17 protein-coding genes are annotated in these 18,876 nt (G+C 67.4%); 6 read left to right on the forward strand and 11 right to left on the reverse strand.

The features are described from left to right. Nucleotides 1-12: 12 nt before the first annotated feature. The 4 genes from DL519_RS02380 to DL519_RS02395 all read right to left on the reverse strand — a co-directional run bounded on the left by DL519_RS02380 (nucleotide 13) and on the right by DL519_RS02395 (nucleotide 5,608). A complete protein-coding gene (locus DL519_RS02380; RefSeq protein ID WP_223840190.1) occupies nucleotides 13-1,905 on the reverse strand; it encodes a glycoside hydrolase family 15 protein in 1,893 nt (630 codons plus the stop codon). Between the two features lie 5 nt (nucleotides 1,906-1,910). After that, nucleotides 1,911-2,798 (reverse strand): RNA-guided endonuclease TnpB family protein, encoded by an 888-nt coding sequence (locus tag DL519_RS02385; protein ID WP_263399792.1) that lies wholly within the window; start codon nucleotides 2,796-2,798, stop codon nucleotides 1,911-1,913. Further along, nucleotides 2,687-3,520, reverse strand: a complete 834-nt coding sequence (locus DL519_RS02390) for an SAM-dependent methyltransferase (protein WP_190812693.1) — start codon at nucleotides 3,518-3,520, stop codon at nucleotides 2,687-2,689. The genes DL519_RS02385 and DL519_RS02390 overlap by 112 nt, the downstream gene beginning before the upstream one ends. Nucleotides 3,521-3,667: 147 nt before the next feature. Beyond that, a complete protein-coding gene (locus tag DL519_RS02395; protein WP_223838363.1) occupies nucleotides 3,668-5,608 on the reverse strand; it encodes a GntR family transcriptional regulator in 1,941 nt (646 codons plus the stop codon). A 78-nt stretch (nucleotides 5,609-5,686) separates the two neighbouring features. Between DL519_RS02395 and DL519_RS02400 the strand changes: the two genes are divergently transcribed. Next, nucleotides 5,687-6,877 carry an MFS transporter gene (locus DL519_RS02400; RefSeq protein ID WP_223838364.1) on the forward strand — a complete coding sequence of 397 codons (1,191 nt, stop codon included), beginning with the start codon at nucleotides 5,687-5,689 and terminating at the stop codon, nucleotides 6,875-6,877. A 22-nt stretch (nucleotides 6,878-6,899) separates the two neighbouring features. Here the strand turns inward: DL519_RS02400 and DL519_RS02405 are convergent, their stop codons facing one another. Further along, entirely contained in the window at nucleotides 6,900-7,940 is a 1,041-nt protein-coding gene (locus DL519_RS02405; RefSeq protein ID WP_190812640.1) for an IS630 family transposase, read from the reverse strand. Nucleotides 7,941-8,025: 85 nt separating this feature from the next. Here DL519_RS02405 and DL519_RS48310 point away from each other — a divergent pair, with 85 nt between their 5' ends. Both DL519_RS48310 and DL519_RS02410 read left to right on the forward strand, forming a co-directional pair. Continuing rightward, the gene (locus DL519_RS48310) at nucleotides 8,026-8,154 is read left to right on the forward strand and encodes a hypothetical protein (RefSeq protein ID WP_263399558.1); all 129 of its coding nucleotides are present in this window, start codon (nucleotides 8,026-8,028) and stop codon (nucleotides 8,152-8,154) included. A 10-nt stretch (nucleotides 8,155-8,164) separates the two neighbouring features. Further along, nucleotides 8,165-10,204 (forward strand): NADH:flavin oxidoreductase, encoded by a 2,040-nt coding sequence (locus tag DL519_RS02410; RefSeq protein WP_190812694.1) that lies wholly within the window; start codon nucleotides 8,165-8,167, stop codon nucleotides 10,202-10,204. A gap of 342 nt (nucleotides 10,205-10,546) precedes the next feature. Here DL519_RS02410 and DL519_RS02415 read toward each other — a convergent pair whose 3' ends face one another. From DL519_RS02415 to DL519_RS02440, 6 genes are all read right to left on the reverse strand, one after another. Continuing rightward, on the reverse strand, nucleotides 10,547-11,557 hold the full coding sequence (locus DL519_RS02415; protein WP_223838365.1) for a hypothetical protein: 1,011 nt from the start codon (nucleotides 11,555-11,557) through the stop codon (nucleotides 10,547-10,549). 101 nt (nucleotides 11,558-11,658) lie between these two features. Beyond that, entirely contained in the window at nucleotides 11,659-12,972 is a 1,314-nt protein-coding gene (locus DL519_RS02420) for a serine/threonine protein kinase (protein WP_190812695.1), read from the reverse strand. Between the two features lie 111 nt (nucleotides 12,973-13,083). Next, complete coding sequence (locus DL519_RS02425; protein ID WP_190812696.1) at nucleotides 13,084-13,848, reverse strand: hypothetical protein; 765 nt, start codon at nucleotides 13,846-13,848, stop codon at nucleotides 13,084-13,086. A 216-nt stretch (nucleotides 13,849-14,064) separates the two neighbouring features. Further along, nucleotides 14,065-15,030 carry a DNA/RNA non-specific endonuclease gene (locus tag DL519_RS02430; RefSeq protein ID WP_190812697.1) on the reverse strand — a complete coding sequence of 322 codons (966 nt, stop codon included), beginning with the start codon at nucleotides 15,028-15,030 and terminating at the stop codon, nucleotides 14,065-14,067. A gap of 41 nt (nucleotides 15,031-15,071) precedes the next feature. Continuing rightward, nucleotides 15,072-16,073, reverse strand: a complete 1,002-nt coding sequence (locus tag DL519_RS02435) for a trypsin-like serine peptidase (RefSeq protein WP_223838366.1) — start codon at nucleotides 16,071-16,073, stop codon at nucleotides 15,072-15,074. 142 nt (nucleotides 16,074-16,215) lie between these two features. After that, nucleotides 16,216-16,932 (reverse strand): LuxR C-terminal-related transcriptional regulator, encoded by a 717-nt coding sequence (locus tag DL519_RS02440; RefSeq protein WP_190812698.1) that lies wholly within the window; start codon nucleotides 16,930-16,932, stop codon nucleotides 16,216-16,218. Nucleotides 16,933-17,261: 329 nt separating this feature from the next. Between DL519_RS02440 and DL519_RS02445 the strand changes: the two genes are divergently transcribed. The 3 genes from DL519_RS02445 (at nucleotide 17,262) to DL519_RS02455 (ending at nucleotide 18,870) form a co-directional block, all read left to right on the forward strand. Next, nucleotides 17,262-18,164 (forward strand): leishmanolysin-related zinc metalloendopeptidase, encoded by a 903-nt coding sequence (locus DL519_RS02445; RefSeq protein ID WP_190812699.1) that lies wholly within the window; start codon nucleotides 17,262-17,264, stop codon nucleotides 18,162-18,164. A 52-nt stretch (nucleotides 18,165-18,216) separates the two neighbouring features. Further along, complete coding sequence (locus DL519_RS02450) at nucleotides 18,217-18,381, forward strand: hypothetical protein (RefSeq protein WP_190812700.1); 165 nt, start codon at nucleotides 18,217-18,219, stop codon at nucleotides 18,379-18,381. A 156-nt stretch (nucleotides 18,382-18,537) separates the two neighbouring features. Further along, entirely contained in the window at nucleotides 18,538-18,870 is a 333-nt protein-coding gene (locus DL519_RS02455) for a LysM peptidoglycan-binding domain-containing protein (RefSeq protein ID WP_223838367.1), read from the forward strand. Nucleotides 18,871-18,876: the final 6 nt, after the last annotated feature.

Genomic DNA, 18,876 nt, shown 5'->3' on the forward strand with positions numbered 1-18,876 from the left:
GGGGCACTGGCGTCAGCGGGCGGTGTTGCGCCGGCTGCTCTGGCCCCTGGTGTGCCCTCCGTGGAGGACGGAGGCCGAGTTGACCAGTGCAAGATGGCTGAACGCTTGGGGGAAGTTCCCGGTGAAGCGCCCCGCGGTGGAGTCGTACTCCTCGGCGTAGAGCCCGACGTCGTTGGCCAGCCCCACGAGTTCGGTGAACATCGCCTCGGCTTCGCCGCGCCTGCCGCTGAGAGCGAGTGCGTCGACCATCCAGAAGGAGCACGCCAGGAACGCCCCTTCCCGGCCGTTGAGCCCGTCGACCGAATGCCCGTCCTCGGCCGCCGTCGAGTACCGGTCGACGAGCACGCCGTGCTGGAGGTTCCCCTGGACCGCGCGGATCGTGCTGCGGACCCGCTCGTCGTCACCGGGCAGGAAACCGACCGCTGGGAGCAGCAGCGTGGCAGCGTCGAGCGTGGCACCGCCGTAGTACTGCGTGAACGACTCCAGGTCTTCATTCCACGCCTTGGCCAGCACTTCGGTGTGCACGGCGTCCCGGATCTCCCGCCACCGGTCCACAGGTCCCGGCAGCCCGTCCTCCTCGGCGGCGCGCACGGCACGGTCGAACGCGACCCAAACCATCACCCGGGAATGGGTGAAGTACCGGTCGGGGCCGCGAACCTCCCACAGGCCCTTGTCCGGCTTCTCCCAGATCGTCTCCAGGTGGCGCAGCATGCCGACCTGCATGGCCCAGGACTGGGCGGACTCCGGCGCGCCGCGTTCGCGCGCCAGGTGCAGCACGTCCATGACCTCGCCGTACACGTCGAGCTGGAGCTGCCGGTAAGCCGCGTTGCCGATGCGCACCGGGCTGGCGCCCTGGTAGCCCGGCAACCAGTCCGCCTCCCACTCCAGCAGGTGCCGCTCCCCGTTGACGCCGTACATGATCTGCAGCTCCGACGGGTCGCCAGCCACCGCGCGCAGCAGCCAGGACCGCCAGGCCGCCGCTTCGGACAGGCAGCCGAAGTTGTCCAGCGCCAGCAGCACGAGCGTGGCGTCGCGCAGCCAGCAGTACCGGTAGTCCCAGTTCCGGTCGCCGCCGAGAGCCTCGGGCAGCGATGTCGTCGGAGCGGCGACCATGCCGCCGGTGGGCGCGTAGGTCAGGGCCTTCAGGGTGACCAGCGACCGGTACACGGCCTCGGCGTGCGGACCGCGGTAGTCGATCCGCTCGGTCCACTCGCGCCAGAAGTCCTCGCTGTCCCGGGTTTCCCGCAGCGGATCCATCGGCGCGGGCAAGTCCTCGGGATCGGGCGACCACTGCATCACCCAGGAGTACCGCTCGCCGGCACGGACGCGGAACACCAGCTCGTGGGCGCGTTCGTCCGGCACGCGCTGCGGCAGCAGATCACCACGCAGCACAACGGTTTGCGGTCCCGCGACCGCCACGACGCACCGGTCCGCAACGGGATCGCTCCCTTCGCGCTGGTGCACCCAGGGCATCGAGTCGCCGTAGGCGAACCGCACCGCCCACCGCATCGTGAGCTCCGTGTCCCCGGAGACGCCTTCGACCACCCGCACCAGGCACGGCTCGTCGTCCTGGTTCTTCTCGTGCGGCGGCATGCTATCGACCAGCCGCACGACGCCGTCGGCGGTGTGGAATTCCGTTTCCAGGACGAGGGAGTTGTCGCGGTAGCGGCGCCGCACCTCCCGCACTTGGCCGCTCGGGGCGATCCGCCAATGGCCGTCTCGTTCGTCGCCGAGGATGCGCGAGAAGCACGACGGGGAGTCGAACCGCGGAAGGCACAGCCAGTCGACCGATCCGTCTTTGCCGACCAGCGCCGCGGTGCGAAGGTCGGAGAGCAGCGCGTAGTCCTCGATGGCGCCAGGTCCGCTGTGCTCGTTGAGATCACCGCCCACGATGATCGAGGCTATACCGTTCACGAAACGTGTGAAAGCGTGTCGTGAGCCGGCGCCTTGCGGTGTCGGCGTTGGCCCGCGTTGTTCGGTGCGGGTCTTCCCGTGGCGATATCCGCTGCCCGCGTGGTGCGGGTCTTGTGTGGGTTTCCATCGGGCTCGTTTTCCGTCGCCCCGCAATTCGGGGAGGACGTCGTGGCCTCAACCAGGTTGGCGAGGTTGTGGGCGGCGTTGAGGTCGCGATCCATGCTGATCCCGCAGGACGGGCAGGTGAAGATACGGTCGGACAGGCGCAGCTTGGTTCTCACCGCACCACAGTCCGGACACGTTTTGGAGCTGGGATGCCACCGGTCCGCGATGTGCACGCGCAGCCCGGCCCAGGAGGCTTTGTACTCGACCTGGCGTCGGAGTTCGGCCATGCCGGCACCTGCGACCTGCCGTGCCAGGCGGCGGTTGCGGGTCATGCCCGCAACGTTGAGGTCTTCCAGCACGATCGCACCGAAGGTCCGCACCAGCCAGGTGGTGAGCTTGTGCAGCCCATCGCGGCGTGTATTGGCGACTGTGGTGTGCAGCTTGGTGATGCGGGCCTGGGTTGTGCGCCACCGGTTCGAGGACTTCTGTTCGCTACGGTGGTCTGGGCCAGTGCGCCGGGAGGTTTGCCGCTGCAACCTCCGCAACTCACGCAGGGCTGCTTCGAGGTGTTCCGGGTTGTCGATCAAGATGTCACCGAGCCGGGACGCGGCGAGGCGTCCCAGCTGATCATTCGCGACGACGAAATGCTGCAGCGGGAACGGGGTGGCTACTGTGGACGATTTGTCCGGGGCTTGCGGCCGACTCCGCCGTAGCCGGCGTTCGGCGCCGCGCTGTCCTCGGGGGTCTCGCCGTTGGTGGGGCGCCAGGCCGGCAGCCAGACCACGCCGGGGCTGACCAGGTCGAAACCGGCGAACATCGCCTCGACCTCCGGCTGCGAGCGCAGGCTCACCTGGGCCACCGAGCGCTCGTACTTGCTGCGCGCGGCGTGCAGGTGTTCGGAAGGCATCCGTTCGGTGCTCCGGCTGCCGTGCGCGATGGCGAAGAAGCTGCCGCCGGCCAGCGCGTCCCGGTAGCGGGCGATCAAGCCGAGCGGATCCTCCTCGTCGTGCACGAAGTGCAGAACCGCGATCATCAGCAGGGCCACCGGCCGGTCGAGGTCGAGCAGGTCTCGCAGCTCCGGTGCGGCCAGGATCTCCTCCGGCTCGCGGAGATCGGCTTGGAGGACCGCGCAGCGCGGGTTGTCGGCGAGCAAGCGCCGGGTGTGCGCGACGGCCACCGGGTCGATGTCCACGTACACCACCCTGCATTCGGGGTCGGCTTGCTGCGCGGTCTCGTGGACGTTGCCGACGGTCGGGATCCCGGAGCCGATGTCGAGGAACTGGGTCACGCCCTCCGCGACGCACAACTGCACGACCCGGCGCAGGAACATCCGGTTGATGTGGGCCATCTGCGGCCCCTCCGGCATGAGCTGCAGCATTTCCTCGGCGACCTGGCGATCCACCGCGAAGTTGTGCGCGCCGCCCAGGAACCAGTCCCAGATCCGGGCGATGCTCGGCTGGTTCATGTCGACGTCCAGCGGTGCCCAACTCGGTCGCTTCATCCCGCCTCCGCCCGCTCGCGCCATTCCCAGCCTAGGTCCCGGCCAGCCTCCCCCTGAAGCCGTGGGTTCGAACGAGCAACGCTGCTGATCAAGCGGAAGCGGTGCGAGCCCACCGGCGATCGTCGGCCCGGGCCGGCCGGCGGGACGTCAGCGTGGCAAGTTTCGCGGGTCGCTTGGGCGTGGGTTCGGCTTGCCCGCGATGGTGATCCAGAGGTCCGGGTCGAAGTGGTCCCGCGGCAGCTGCGCGACCATGTAGCGGACGCTGCGTTCGACTTTCACGCGCCAGAGGCGCGCGGCTTCGTTGCCGTCGCCGTTGCGGAGCGCGTCGAAGATCGCGGCGTTCTCGCGGGCGATCAAGTCCCCGGCTTCGGCATAGCCCAGTCGCAGCACGGAGATGAACATCCGCAGGCGCATGGTGAGGCGTTCGAAGAACGAGGAGGCCTGCGGCAAGTTCGCGGTCCGCGCGATCGCGTCCTGGAAGCACAGGTCGGCTTCGCCGATGCGCACGTCGTCACTGTTCCGCGCCGCGGCGCGGACCTCGGCGAGGGCCGTGTTGACCGGTTGGAGATGGGCCTGGCCGAGCACCGCGACCCGGCGCATCACCAGCGCTCCCAGCGAGGCGCGCACCGCGTAGAGGTCGAGGATGTTCGTCGCGCTGACGTCGGGGACTGCGGCTCCGCGGTTCGGGAGCCGCTCGAGCATTCCTTCCTCGGCCAGGACGCGCAGGGCTTCGCGGATCGGGCCCCGCGAAACCCCCAGCCGGGCGGCCAGCGGCGCTTCCTTGACGCGCTCTCCGGCGTGGTACTGGCCCGCGGCGAGTGCTTCACGCACCAGATGCACGACCCGGTCGGTGGTTCCGGACGCCGTGGCCGAATCGTCCGGTATTGGGCTGGTGGGCTCCAGGTCGCGTCCGGGTTGCTCCGACGTAGTCTCGCTCACAGATTTCGAGTCGTTATTAAGGCTGCGGTTGGCGGCGTCACCGCTCCACAGGGCGCGAGGGCTCTTCGCCCACGAGTACGGGCTCGTGCGCGGGGTCCAGGTGCGGCACCAGGCCCGGACGTCGTTGCGGACCTTGGTCAGCGACGCGGCGAAACCGAACAGGTTCTCGTGGCCGGGCAGCGGGTTGTTCGCCAGGAGGAAGTCGATCTCGTCGATCCACGACGATTGGTCGGGTGCGCTGTGGCAGCGGAAGCGCGGCTGCCTGTGCAGCCACTCGTCGACCGTTCGCAGAGCCGGCTCGTCCAGGCCGCCGGCGAGCAGGTGGACGTTCATGCTGGCGGCCACGGTGCGGTCGAGGTGCCCGAGGAATGCGCGCAGGGAAACGCGGTCCCCGGGCGTTCCGGTGGTCATGCCCCGGAGCGAGGCGAAGGCGTTCGCCACGGCGAACAGGTTACGCGTTTCGGCGCGCCGCCGGTCCGCGCCGCGTCCGGCCGGCCGTCGATCGTGAAGGGGTGTGCGGTGCGGGGTCGCCGAGACGGCGAGCACCCGCACCGGGGGGTCGAGGAACAGGCCGACCACGTCGTGGATCTCCGCCGGCAGCAGCGAAGCCTGGCCGGCGCGCCGCGGCGAGGAACCGGGCGCCGGGTGGATGCGGTGGGCGCGCCAGATGCGGTTCACGGTGGTCTGGCTCAGACCGGTCTCGGCCGCCATCGAACGCGTCGACCAGGCGTGTCTGGCACCTGGGGCTGGGGCGAGCGTGCGGACGAGGACGGCCGCGACCGCGTCGTCGTCGACCGCGCGGGGCCGTCCTGGACGGGGTTGCTCGTGCAGGCCGTCCAGCCGTTGGTCGAGGAAGCGGGACCGCCACTTGCCGACCACGCCCCGGGAGATGCCGAGGCTTTGGGCCACCGCGGTGTTGGTGCGCTCGTGCTCGCAGCACAGCACGATCTGGGCCCGCAGCGCGAGGGCCTGCGAGCAGGTGCGGCTGCGGGTCCACTTCAGCAATGCGGCCCGTTCGGTATCGGTGAGGACCACGGCGTTGCGGGGCCTGCCGACCATGGCAGAAGAGTAGGCGGACTTCTGGTTCAGGTAAACAGCCGTGCTCAGCAGATGTCCACGGGCGTTGTTGACAACTCGGACCGTTCGCATACTTCGTCGCTATCCGGTGGCCACGGTGCCCTGCGCGTCCGCCGCGCACGGGCAGGGCCTGCGATGTAGGAGCTCGTCGTGAGCAGTTCCATCATTGATGACCAGCCCTACGGGCGCTTCCACCGCAAGCTCTTCTTCCTCTCCGCTGGCGGGCCGTTCCTCGACGGCTACATCCTCAGCGTCATCGGCGTGGCCATCACCGGGGCGACGCGCGAGCTGGGGCTGACGTCCTTCGCCGAGGGCTTGGTCGGTGCCGCGGCGCTGGTCGGCGTGCTGGTCGGCGGGTTCGTGTTCGGTTGGGTGACCGACCGGGTCGGCCGGCAGGTCATGTACACCATCGACTTGATCGCCCTCGTCGCCGCTTCGGCGCTGTCGTTGTTCGTGACTGAGGCGTGGCAACTCGTCCTGCTGCGCTTCGTCGCCGGGGTGGCGGTGGGGGCCGACTACCCGATCGCCACGTCGTTGCTCGCCGAATGGCTGCCCGCGCACCGACGGGGCCGCACGATGGGAGCCCTGGTCGCCGCGTGGTTCGTGGGTGCATCCGCGTCCTACGCGGTGGGCTACCTCGTGGCTGCCGCCGGCGGGGCGGACCTGTGGCGCTGGATTCTGGCCAGTGCGGCGATACCGGGCTTGATCATCCTGCTGGCCCGGATCGGAACACCGGAATCCCCTCGCTGGCTGCTGCGCCACGACCGCCCGCAGGACGCGGCGGAAGCGATTCGCACGGCGCTCGGCCGCTACCCGACGGAGCAGGAACTCGCGCGCTTGGCGGAGACCGAACCGGCGAAGAGCTCCCGACTGTCCGATGTGTTCACCGGAGGTTACCTGCGGCGCACGTTGTTCGTCGGCGGGTTCTGGCTCTGCCAGGTCGCGCCCGCGTTCGCCATCTGGACCTTCTACCCGATGATCCTCGGTGCCTACGGGTTCGAAGCAGGCGACACCGTGCTGCTGTGGTCCATGGTGGTCAGCCTGGTCACCCTGGCCGGCTGTGTGCCGTGCATCAGGTGGGTGGAGACCTACGGGCGCAGACCCGTCATCATCTGGACCTTCGTGGGTGTGACCGTGTCGATGGCGGCGCTGGGTTCGTTCCCCGGTATGGCCGCCGCACTGGCAATCCTGATGTTCGTCGTCAACGCGCTCGCCCAGGGCGGCGGCAACATCCTGCAGTGGATCTATCCGACAGAGCTGTTCCCCACCGACATCCGCGCGTCCGCGGTCGGCGTGGCCAGCGCGATCAGCCGCATCGGTGCGGCCGCGGGCACTTATTGATCCGGGTGGCAAATGTGTGATGTTAGGCGGCGTAGCGAACTTCGGGTTTGCCGAAGTAGGAGCGAACTCGGTCGGGCAGCTTCTGGAGCCGGTGGAGGAAGGAGCGGACCGCTTGTTTCAACTCGGCGCGGGTTTTGGGGGCTGTGCTGGTGGAAACGGTGCGTTTGAGGTCGGCATTGAGTAGCTCGTCGGGGTTGAGTTCGGGGCTGTATCCCGGCAGGAAGTGCATCGCGATCGCCTCAGCGTGCTTGGTGATCCATTGCTGGATAGTCTTGCGGCGGTGGACGGGGTGTCCGTCAACGATCAGGTGGACCTTGCGGTCCAGATGGCGGGTCAGCCGGTCCAGGAACGACAGGAACACCTTGCCGTTGAACGAGCCGGTGTAGACGGTGAAGTACAGCTCGCCTTTGTTCCCGATCGCGCACATCGCGTTCACGCTGAATCGTTTGCCCGTTTTGCCCACCACCGGTGTCTGGCCCGCCGGTGCCCAGGTGCGGGCTACGGTGGCGTCGGAGCGGATCCCGGTCTGGTCCAGCCACAGGATCAGTGCGCCCTCGCGGCGGGCGCGGGCGGCGATGGCCAGGTAGTCCTCCTCCAGCCATCGGCGTACGGACTCGGGGTCCTGTTCGTAGGCCTTGCGGATCGGTTTCTGCGGCGACAATCCCCAGGAACGCAGGTAGTTGCCGACGGTGCGCAGGTTCAACACGATGCCGTGGCGCACCCGGATCAGCTCGGCCACTGTCTTGCGGGTCCACACCAGGCCGGTCAGCCCGAACGTGGCCGGGGTGTGCTCGGCCACCGCATACCGCAGCTTGCGCTGCCGGCGGGCACTCAACGCTTTCTGCTCGCCGGGCTTGCGACCCCGGCGACGCCCGGTGAGACCCTTCGAGCCACGTTTCCGCCACGCCTGCACCCATCTGGACACCGACTGCGGGGCCACCGCGAACACCCGGGCCGCCTCGACCTGACTCATCCCACCATGAACAGCAGCGACCACCCTGCGCCGCAAATCCTCCTGCGCCTCAGGCGACAACCTCCGCGCGTCCCGCACACCAGCGATCATGCCAGAACAACGAAGATCACACCTATAAGTTCCCGATCAATACCTGCTCCCGGTCGGGCTGGAAGCGATCGGGCTCGGTCCGACCATGCTCGTCGGGGCTGGGCTCTCGGTCATCGGAACCGCGATGTGCGTGGCCTGGGCCCCGGAGACCAAGGGGCAGGCGCTGCACGAATCCGCTGCCGTCCCGCAGCAGTCCGAAGTTCGAGCCGGCTAAGGAGGAATCGATGTCAGTCACCCGCGACCCGCTGCTGACCCCGTTCCGGATCAAGAACCTCGTCCTGCGCAACAGGATAGTGAGCACCTCGCACGAGCCCGGCTACGGCGAGGACGGCATGCCCACCGAGCGGTACCGGGCATACCACGTGGAGAAGGCGCGCGGTGGGGTTGGCCTGACCATGATCGGCGGCAGCTCGGTGGTGAGCGTTGACAGTCCGCCGTCGTTCGGCAACCTGCACCTGTACTCCGACGAGATCGTGCCGTGGCTGCGGCAGTTGTCCGACGAGGTGCATGCCGAGGGCGCGGCGGTCATGTGCCAGATCACGCACCTCGGCCACCGCACCAGCAACTACACCGAGTCGTGGCTTCCCACGGTGTCGGTCGGCAACCTCCGGGAACCGGCGCACCGCGCGTTCACCAAGCAGGCCGAGATCGCCGACCTGGAACGCATTGCAGCCGACTACGCGGCCGCCGCCGCGCGCTGCGAGGCGGGCGGCCTCGACGGCATCGAGATCCAGGCCTACGGGCACTTGCTCGACAGCTTCTGGTCTCCCGCGCTGAACAACCGGACCGACGACTACGGCGGTTCCTTCGACAACCGGATGCGCTTCCCCCTCCAGGTCATCGCCGCGATACGCGCCGCGGTCAGCGACGAGTTCGTGGTCGGCATCCGCATGGCCGTCGACGAACAGCTCCCCGGTGGTGTCGACGAGGACGAGGGCCTGGCCATCGCTCAGGCGGTGGTGGACGCGGGGATCGACTTCATCAGCGTCATCCGCGGCCACATCGCCACCGAAAGCGGTCTGTCCGACGTGATTCCGCCGATGGGCGAGGCCTCGGCACCGCACTTGGACCTCGCCGCCCGGGTGAAGGGCAAGATCGACGTGCCGATCATGCACGCGGCCAAGATCGCGGACGTGGCCACCGCGCGGCACGCCATCGACGAGGGGCTGCTCGACCTCGTCGGCATGACGCGCGCCCTGATGGCCGACCCGCACCTGGTCGCCAAGATCGAGGCCGGGCAAGAAGAACGGATCCGTCCTTGCGTAGGGGCCAGCCTGTGCATCGACGCCGCTTACATCGGAGAACCCGCCTACTGCATCCACAACCCGTCAACCGGTCGGGAGCTCCGCCTCCCGCACCGGATCAGCGCAGCGCCGCAAGCCAAGAACGCGGTGGTGGTCGGTGCCGGTCCTGCCGGCCTGGAGGCCGCGCGGGTGCTGGCCGAACGCGGCCACCACGTCACGGTGTTCGAGGCTGCTCCCGAGCCCGGTGGCCAACTGCGCTTGGCGTCCCGGGTGCAGCGGCGGCGGGATCTGATCGGCATCGTGGACTGGCGGGTGGCCGAATGCACCCGCGCGGGGGTGCGGTTCAAGTTCAACCATCTCGTCGAAGCCGATGAGCTTCGCGAGCTGGCTCCCGAGGTGGTGATCATCGCGACCGGGGGAGTGCCGAACACCGATTTCCTGAACTTCGGGGCGGATCTGGTGCACGACACGTGGGACGTCATCTCCGGTGCCGTGCTCCCGACCGGTTCGGTGCTGGTCTACGACGACCATGGCGGGCATCCCGGCTTGGACGTCGTGGAGTTGCTGGCCGGCAGCGTGGCGCAGGTGGAGTGGGCCAGCCCGGAACGGACGGTCGCTGTCGACGTCGGCAGCGTCAACGCACCGCCGTACCTCCGTACGATGCTCAACCACGACGTCCGCATCAGCTTGATGCACCGGCTGGTCGGCGTACAGCGCGACGGAGACGCGCTGCTGGCCACCTTCACCAGCGATCCGATCCGCCGCTCGTTCACCCGACGTTTCGACCACGTCGTCGTCGAGCACGGAACGCTGCCCAACGCCGAGCTCTACGAGCAGCTCAAACGGCACTCGACCAACGAAGGCGAGATCGACTACGCGAAGCTCCTCGACCGATCACCGCAGGACCGGATGCGCAACGAGGACGGCAGGTTCCAGCTGTTCCGCATCGGCGACGCGGTCAGCAGCCGCAGCGTGCACGCCGCTGTGCTGGACGCATTCCGGCTCTGCTCAGCCGTATGAGAACAGGCCTTTTCGGCCATGAGCTTGCGGGCTCCCGTTGTTGCTGGACATCACCAGGGACGGGCGTCTCCGGCCGATCATTCGGCCGAACGTGTATGTGCGGTAGGCGCGGGCAACCGCGGGGGCCGGCCGGACGTGTTGCTGCTGACCAATTCCCGGACGCAGCAAGGAGACATCGATGCGGGTGTCCCGCCTCCGCCGACGCGCGGCGACCATCGGCGTCGTCGCGATCACCGCCGCCCTGCCGGGCATGGCCTGGGCTTCGACCGGGCGTCCGAGCGGCTGTCGCGAAACCCCTTGCCCAGAGGCGGAACACAACGGGAGTCGACGCAGGCGTTGGCGTCACGCTCGGCCGTGGAGAGATTCTCGTTGCGCCGGTGCCCCTTGGGGCGCCGGCGCGGGTTGCGGACTTGGCGCCGCCTCCATGACTTCTTGGCCTCGGGCGTCGACGACCTTTGTGAACAGGTGTTGTGCAGCTCCGAAGATGACGGCCCAGCCGATGATCTGCGCCGATGAATCGAGGGACGTCAAACCGGGTACGAATTCGCCGCGCATGAGAAGGAGCCCGAGCACGGCGGTCAAGGCACCTGTCGGGAGCTTGAGGCACGCTAGCGCTAGCGGCACATTGGACGCGGTCGGTTTGCCCCTGAGCTGGTGCAGCGCTGCGGCAGCGGTCACCGCCGCCGCAACGAACCCGACGGTTTCGACGACTGCGTAGTCGCCACTCGACGCGGCCAACCCCGAGCTCAGGTCCATATTTCCGGTGAACGGGTGTTGGCCGAGCGGACACACGACTATCAGTCCGCGAGGTGGCTCGATAACCTGTGCTGACGGCACGTTGGGGGTGGGCCCGAAGCAGATCGGCAGCAGCGTCGGAATGAGGGCGCTGAAGATCGCGATCGTGACAGCTATGCCCAGCAGTCCGATGGTCCAACACCACACCAGTTGGGAAAAACTGCGCTCGCGGACGACCTCGCGCTCCTGAGCCCGGTACGCCTCGCGCACTGCGTCGATCACGGTCTGTCGCTGCGACTGGGTGATTCTGCCGCCCTCGGAGCTCTTGAAGATCCGCTCGACGGCCAATCGGCGCCTGTCCTCGGGCGGCAGGCTCGCCTCGATCAGCATGAGGAGGTCGGCCAGCATGCTGTGGAGATCTTCGAGCGAAACCATCTGGAGCACAAGGACGTGGGCCGCGTGGATGTGGGCGAGCGTGCTGTCCACCCCGTGCGCCCGGCGCGGCCACCGAGTGCCGAGGACATCGCTGTGAGCGCACTCGAGGTGGTCGCGGGCATGGGCCGCCAACTTCTCGGTGCACAGCTCGCTCGGCGCGGAGCAGTTCTCCGTCCAGTCCACGAATGCCCTCAGCTCGTCTATGCGGGCGAGTGCCCTGAACCCCCAAGGCCATCGCCAACCGGAGTCTCGTCGCGAAACGTTTCGCGGGGCGTTCACGGCTCTCACCTGCGCAGCGATCGAGCGGCCGAGACCGCGGCCCACGCCACCTCCGGATGCCGGATGTCGGAGTGGGCCTGGGCGAACCAGGACAAGTTCCGGTTGATGACGTCGTTGGCGTCGAGACGGTAGAGCACGCCCGGCTGGAACCCGTAGTCCGTGCCCTGCTGGGCCATCTTGACGGTCTGGGCTCCGCTCTGCTGGTAACCGTCGTAGCCCATCGCTCCCCAGCGGTAGTTGATCCGGTCCACCAACTCGGCGTCCTGCCACGCCAGCCTGCTGGCGTTGGGATACCACCAGGCGACTGCGCGGTCGGCCTCGCTGAACGTGCACACGAGCGGGCCGTCGACCCGGTCGACGCAATCGGCCAGCACACCGGCGCCGTCGCGCACCGGAGCTCGCGGTGCGAACGCGAAGTGGCTGAAAGCGCCCTGCAGCAGGTAAAGGGATTTGACCGGGCTGTTCGCGCCACGCAGCTCAGGCGGGAGCCCGCTGAGGGCGAACGAAACGAGCCGGGCGCCGAAGCTGTGGCCGAGGAGATGCACGCGCACGCCGGGGATGGTGTGCGCCACCTGTCCGAGCAGGGGGCCGAGGCCGTCGCGGCCGACCACCCCGGCGCGTTCCTTCATCTCGTAATAGCTGAGTACCCGCAACGCCTCTCGCGCTCCCCGCCACATCCGCCCGAACGGGTTGAGCGCCCGCTCACTTCCGCCGTCGACGGGTGCGAGGGCCGCCATCGCGTCGAACACCCGTCCCGGTGGTGCGCTGAGCACCGCTGCTTCGCCCGCGTCCTCCGGGGCGTTGCTGGAAGTGGTCACGAGTCCTCTCGCCAGGCGGAGGAACTCCAAGAGCCGGTCCCGGTCCTGCGGCTGCCGGTCGAGCAGCTGGCCTATCTCCTCCAGCCGCTCCTCCTGGTTCGGGAAAGCAGGCGAGAGCGCCTTCGCGAGGCCGGCACCGGTGGACGTCTCCCCGGTGGGTTGTGGGGACGCCAGAGCTCCTAGGTCCTGCGTCGCCGACGACCGCGGGACCGGCGGGCCGGTGTCTGCCGGGGCGTCCTCGGGGAACAGCAGTGCGGGCCACAGCACGCCGACGAACGCCGTATTCGCCCGCTGCTCGGCCGAGAGCGTCCCCGCGATGAGTCCGAACATCGCCGTGTACAGGTCACGTGCCCCGTCGAAGGAGCTGTTCCAGCCATGGCTGAAGACGAAGAGCTCGCGCAGCCCCGCGGTGGTCTCGGGCAGGTTTCCACCCTGGCGGAGCACGCCCGCTGCATCGAACTCGACCTCCCAGTACGGCACATCGCCGAGATGTGACTCCATCTCTCCTCCCCAGGTCGCAGCGCTCCCACCACGAAGAGACGGTTCCGCAGGGACCAAAGAGGATCCAGCAGGTTCAAGACGCGGCTCATCGCTGGCAAGGGCTGGGCCCGGCTAGCGGTCGGTCGGTACGGCTATTTCTCCGTCTTCCCGCATCAGCCGATCCAGGACCTCGTCCGGCATCCACACCCGGTGCGGGTAGTCGGTGCCCCAGGAGTTCAGGATCGGCAGGGCGCCCAGCTCGTCCGCGCGAGCGTTGCCGAGCACAGCATGCACGTCATCAACCGATGCTGCCCAGCGGAACACCTTGATGCCGTCGGCCGCGTCGGCGACGTAGCGGGCGCGCTCGGTGTTGTCGTCGTTGGCGTAGGAGTTCTCCCAGTCGACGTGCCCTGCCGATGCCAAGACCTCGGCCGCGGCGCGGCAGGACGTCCCGTTGGAATCGCCCGGGTTGGTCTCGGGCCACTGATCGCGCTCCTTGCCCCGATCCCACAACCACCAGGCCGTGTACAACTCGTCGTTGAGGATCGTCATGCACCGGGTCCAGGCGAATCCGACGCAGGCTCCCTCGCTGCCCTGGTTGTAGAACTTCCACCACTCTTCGCGGTCGGGTTCTCCGCCGGGTTCCAGGCACACGGCGTGCCCGCCCCGAATCCTGGTCAGCGACTTCGCCCCCTCCCGGGCCACGAACGGAACACCGTCCTGGGCCGCTTGGGGGCGGTCGAATTCGGTGTACCAGTTGATGCCGATCACCACCGGTACCTCTGCGGGGCGGCTCGCGGCGGTCAACGGGTATTGCTCGACGTGGCGCCAATCGTCGGGGAGGAAACGCCCCAGACGCTGGTCATCTGGATCTCGATCGATCGGGCGGTACCGCATGGGTTCCTCCACTCTCGCTGCACAGCTGCCCGTTCGCCGGAATTTCGGGCGGGCACGACCAGTAAGCCGGTGGCGCGCATGCGGCAGCAATGAGCACACCGATCCAAATAGGATCCAGGCGGTCCACCCACCGGCGAACCAGTCGGCGTCCGCCGCTCGAGCCGCCAGAGAGGCTGTTTTGGAAATGATCGCGGTGGGGCGGAGTTTGGAAAGACTCTAGAGCACCAAGTTCGAGTAGTCGTCCTTCAAGGGCACCCGGTCCACCCGCGCTTCGAGCCCGTCGGATGTCAAGGGGGTCTCGTGCGGTTCGAGGTACTGGAAATCAAGACCCGCGCGTTCTCGCAGTTGTTCCAGCGAGACGCGGTACGTTCCGGCATCGAAAACGGCTTCGAAGGGGAGCATGTCTTCGATGAGTTGCGTTTGCTCGAGCAGGTACGCGGAAATGCGCAGCGCACCAGCGGGTTTGCAGTAGCCGACGACCTTCCAGAACGCCAGCGGGAGCCGGACGCCCTTGTACAGCGGGTCGTCATCGGCCATGACCGGACCGGTGAACACGGTCATCTTCTTGTCGGTGAGGTCGGCGTTCTCGAGGATGAAGTTCTCGAGACCCTGCCAGAGCTCTTTCCCCTGGTTGAACTTCTCGTGCTGCGGCGCGCAGTTCGTGAAGTGGAACGTGTCGTCGTTGGCTCGTGCCAGGTCGTCTCCCCAGACCGGATCGAGCCGCCGGACGAGGTGCCCCCGGTCCAGCGCGTTGCGCCGGTAGAGGGCCTCGCCGATCTGCTCCGATTCCGCGATGCGGGAGTCGAAGTACCACTTGTCCGCCAGCCGCTGGAAATCGACGCTTCTGCTGCCGTCGATGTTCACCGCTGTGTAGTAAGCGAGTTGTCGGCGCCGGTTCACGACGATGCTGAAGTGCGTGTAAGGGAGGACGGTGGGATCTCCGCCAGGCGGGACGTTGTTGGTCGTCGCGGCGTTGCGGCGCTGTTCATCGGATAGTTCCGGCAGCGGTAATTCGGGCCCGAGGAATTCCGGGTCGTACCCGGTGTAGCCCTCGTAGTAGGAGCTGGGGCGGGAGATTTCGAGCGGCGTGCCATCGAGGTACTCGACCTGAGCGATTCCAGCGGCGGTCGATTCCCCCACTTCTACCGTGATGTTGAGCGGAACGGACAGCTTGTGTCGCATGATCCGGCCTTTCGTGTCGCGGTCGACTCGTCGGGTGCTCCTCAGGAAAATTCCACCCCGGCCCGCTGGAGGAGCGGGTCTCCCGTAAGCCGCCACAGCGGCACCGCCTCGTTGCCCTGGAGGTATCGACCCCCGAAGTGCAGGCCGATGACCATCGAGGTTTCGAGGTCGAGCAGGCACGATCCCGAATTGCCGCCGAGGGTCGAGCAGTCGTGGATGACGCTGCCCGATGCGGAACGAACCTCGCCCGGCTGCAGTCGCTTGACGTTGTAGACGCCGGCGAAGATCCGCTGCATCTCCTCCGGATCGTTGCGCCTGGAGTCGGCGGCCGGATAACCGACGACGTACACCTTGGTCCCGCTGCGAACACCGGGGGCGCGGGCGATGGGCAGGGGATCCATGCGAGGCGCTCCGCCAGGGCCGTCCGGCGCGCACCGCAGCAAGGCGAGGTCGACTGCGTCGTGCATGCCGATGATCTCGGTCAGCTGCAGCTCTCGGGGCTGCGAAGCCGACAGTTCCTCGTTGTAGTCCACCCGTCCCGTTATGCCGGGGGCGAACGACCACGCGCGACCGTCGTTGCTGGCGAACTCGGTAGCGACGTGCCGGTTGGTCATCACGACGTCCGCTGCCGCCAACCAACCGGTCCCCACCCAATCGATGTCCGGATGCCCCTCGACCTCGATCCGTCCGACGCGGGGCAGGACGTCCTCGATGGCGGCCCGGTGCTGTTCGAGTTCGTCGGTCCAGGGTTGTGGCGCCGGAAAGAACCGACCGTCCTGCACCAGGAGCGCGGGCCTGGCCATGAGCAGGACGATCGCCTCCAGGGCTGCGCGCTCGTCCGCGTCGACGTCGGCGCGGGCACCATCGCGCAGCAGCTTCCGGACAACGGTGCGCCCGGCCGGGACCAACTCCTCCAGGTGACCGCGTGACTCGGCCTCCAGCCGTGGCAGCTCGCCCGGCTCGGCACCAACGAATGGCTTCGTCATGTAGTGCGAGCGCCCGGGCGCGACCTTGCGGACGACAGCCGCGTTGTCCTCGTACAACTCTTCCTCGATCCGTGGCAGATCGCGTTCGTGACGCAGTGCTCCTGCTACGACATCGTGCCCGGACATCATTCCCCCTGGTATCAGCCAACATCCGTGATCCGACGGTAACCAGCCGCGCCATGGAATTACCTCCCGCGGGCTAATCCGGGCGGCAGTTGGAGTGCGGTCTGTTATTGCGCGGGAGGGCCTGGTGCAGTGTGGAACGGACAAGGACGGAGTGGTCCAAGCGTTGCTGCCGGGCCCAGGCAGCGGCCGCGGCACGGCCCTGCAATCCCAGCTTGTCCAGGATGTTGTGCACGTGGTTCTTCACCGTCGCCAAGGCGATGCACAACCGACGGGAGATCTCCTGATTGGACAATCCCTGCTCCAGCAGCACGGCGACTTGCACTTCCCTGCGACTCAGGACCCCCGCGTCCGGACTGGGCTGCACCTCCGCGGACAGCTCGGCCACCCTGCGGCACAGGGCAGCGGCAACGCGCGGCGAGCAGCGCAACTCCCCATTGGCAACGCTGCTTATCGTCCGAATCAGTTCGGAGATCGAATGTTCCCGTGTCAGGTAACCGGCCGCGCCCAACTCGGCATAAGCAAGAATGTCATATTCCTGGTCGGACACGCCCAAGGTGATGATCCGCAGCCCGGGATTCCCTGCCAGCAAGGAGATCGCGGCACTGGGACCGTCCGGCAAGTCGGCGATGTCAAGCAGTACCACCGGGTGCTTGCGTGCGGTCAGATCGGGTTCCAGTTCCTCCGGCCGCGCAAGGGTGGAGAGGACCGCGAATCCGTCGACGTTTTGCAGGGCAAGGGCCAACCCCTCCCGGTAGAACCTCGTCGCGGCAACGATGATGAGCTCGATCATTGTGAACACCCCGGCGCCGCCACCGGCACTCGGCCAAGAAGCAGTTCCGCTTCCAGCTGGTCACCGGGCATCGCACGCCCGGCTCAAGTTCACGTTACCGTGCCGAGGACTGTCGCGGGTATGGCATTTGGTCCTCGTTCGCCGACCGCTAGATCTGCGGTAGATGGAACGGGATAAGCATTGTCCTGCAACGGATTCCGGGCCGAGGATTCAGGACCTTCGGCTGTTGCGCGAGCATGCGGAGCGGTGCATGTTCGAAACGCATCTGGACTGGAAGGGAATATTCCAGATCATTGTCGGCTTTCCTATTCGCGGAGGATGTGTTTGCCATGGCGAAAAGCGCGACACGTACTCGCACGGTTTACACCGCCCGTGCCGATGCGGGTCAAGCGAAGGCGATTGCCGCAACCGAGTCCCCGTTCACCATCGAGGTCCGGTTCCTCGGCGGGCTGACCGAGGTGCAACAGGCCGCGTTCACCCAGGCCGCGGACCGGTGGGTCCGCGTCATCGTGGGTGATCTGCCGGAGGTCGAAATCGATGGTGACGTCATCGACGACGTCCTCATCCTCGCTCAAGGCGTGAACATCGACGGTCCCGGCAGGATCCTTGGTCAGGCCGGCCCGACGCACCTCCGGACGGCCGGCGCAGGCGCTTCGGCGCTCCTGCCCGCGAAGGGGGCGATGTCGTTCGACACGGCTGACCCGGCGAAGATGGAAGAAGCGGGCACGCTCGATGACGTGATCACCCACGAGATGGGCCACGTGGTCGGCGTCGGCGGCCTGCTGTGGTCACGCAACGAACTGCTTGCCGACGAGGACAGCGACAACCCCACATTCACCGGCCGGGTCGCAATGCGGGAATACGGCCGGTTGCGTGACGGTCAACCGCGGGCTGTCCCGGTGGAGAACACAGGCGGAGCCGGCACTCGCGGCAGTCACTGGCGCGAGACCGTCTTCCGCAACGAACTCATGTCGGGATTCATCGCGGCGAAGAACAACCGGTCGGTGCTCGCCCTCGAAGGGGTGGATCACGTTGACTGCGGCGATCTTCGGGCTCGTGGGGGTCATCGTCGGCGGGTTCTTGACCGGCCTCGTCGATTTCGTGCTCGACCTGCGCAGGGAGTGCAACGCTGCCCGAGCGGCGAGCAAGCTCGTGCGGTCCCAGCTCAAAGACGCGCGCACTGCGGTGGTCGTAGCACTGGAAACCCGGGAATGGCCGTTGGGCTGGAATGACAAGGCTTGGGCTCAGTCGTGGTCGGTCTACTGTCCGGTCTTGGCGGGCCGCATGGCGGATGACGCGTTCCTTCAGCTCGCCGAGGCCTACAACTACATGGAGTTGCTGCAGCGAGGCCTCGCCGATGGCGGGAGGGCGTTGGCCGGCAACGACGAGAAATTCCTGAACGACGTGCGGAAAAGCATCGATGCGGCCGAACCGTTGCTAACACGCTGAGCAATGCCCGGCTCGCGCGGCGCACCGGTCATGTTCGTGGGCGGATGGATCCTCAATGGATCCCGCTGTTCATTGCCACAGCACCCGGGCGGCGCCTTACATGGACACGGGATGTCTGTGCGCCGAGCGCGCAGCTGACCACGAGGAGGCTGAGCAATGACGAACTGCAACACTTACACGGTGCAGAAGGGCGACACGCTCTCCGAGATCGGCGAATGGTTCCACGTCCCTTGGCAGGAACTCCAGCGCATTAACAACATAGAGAACGCGAACCTCATCTTCCCCGGTCAAGCTCTGCGCCTGTCGACGAGCTCGAACGTGTGCAAGACCTACACCGTGCAGGATGGGGACACGCTCTCCGAGATCGGCGAGCGGAACCACGTGAAATGGCAGCGCCTGGGGTACTACAACCACATCGCCAACCCGAACATCATCCAGATTGGACAGACGATCTGCATTCCGCACCCGCAAGGCCCATCGGCGGTGTAGCGGTCC

The organism is Saccharopolyspora pogona (assembly GCF_014697215.1).
Taxonomy (GTDB): domain Bacteria; phylum Actinomycetota; class Actinomycetes; order Mycobacteriales; family Pseudonocardiaceae; genus Saccharopolyspora; species Saccharopolyspora hattusasensis.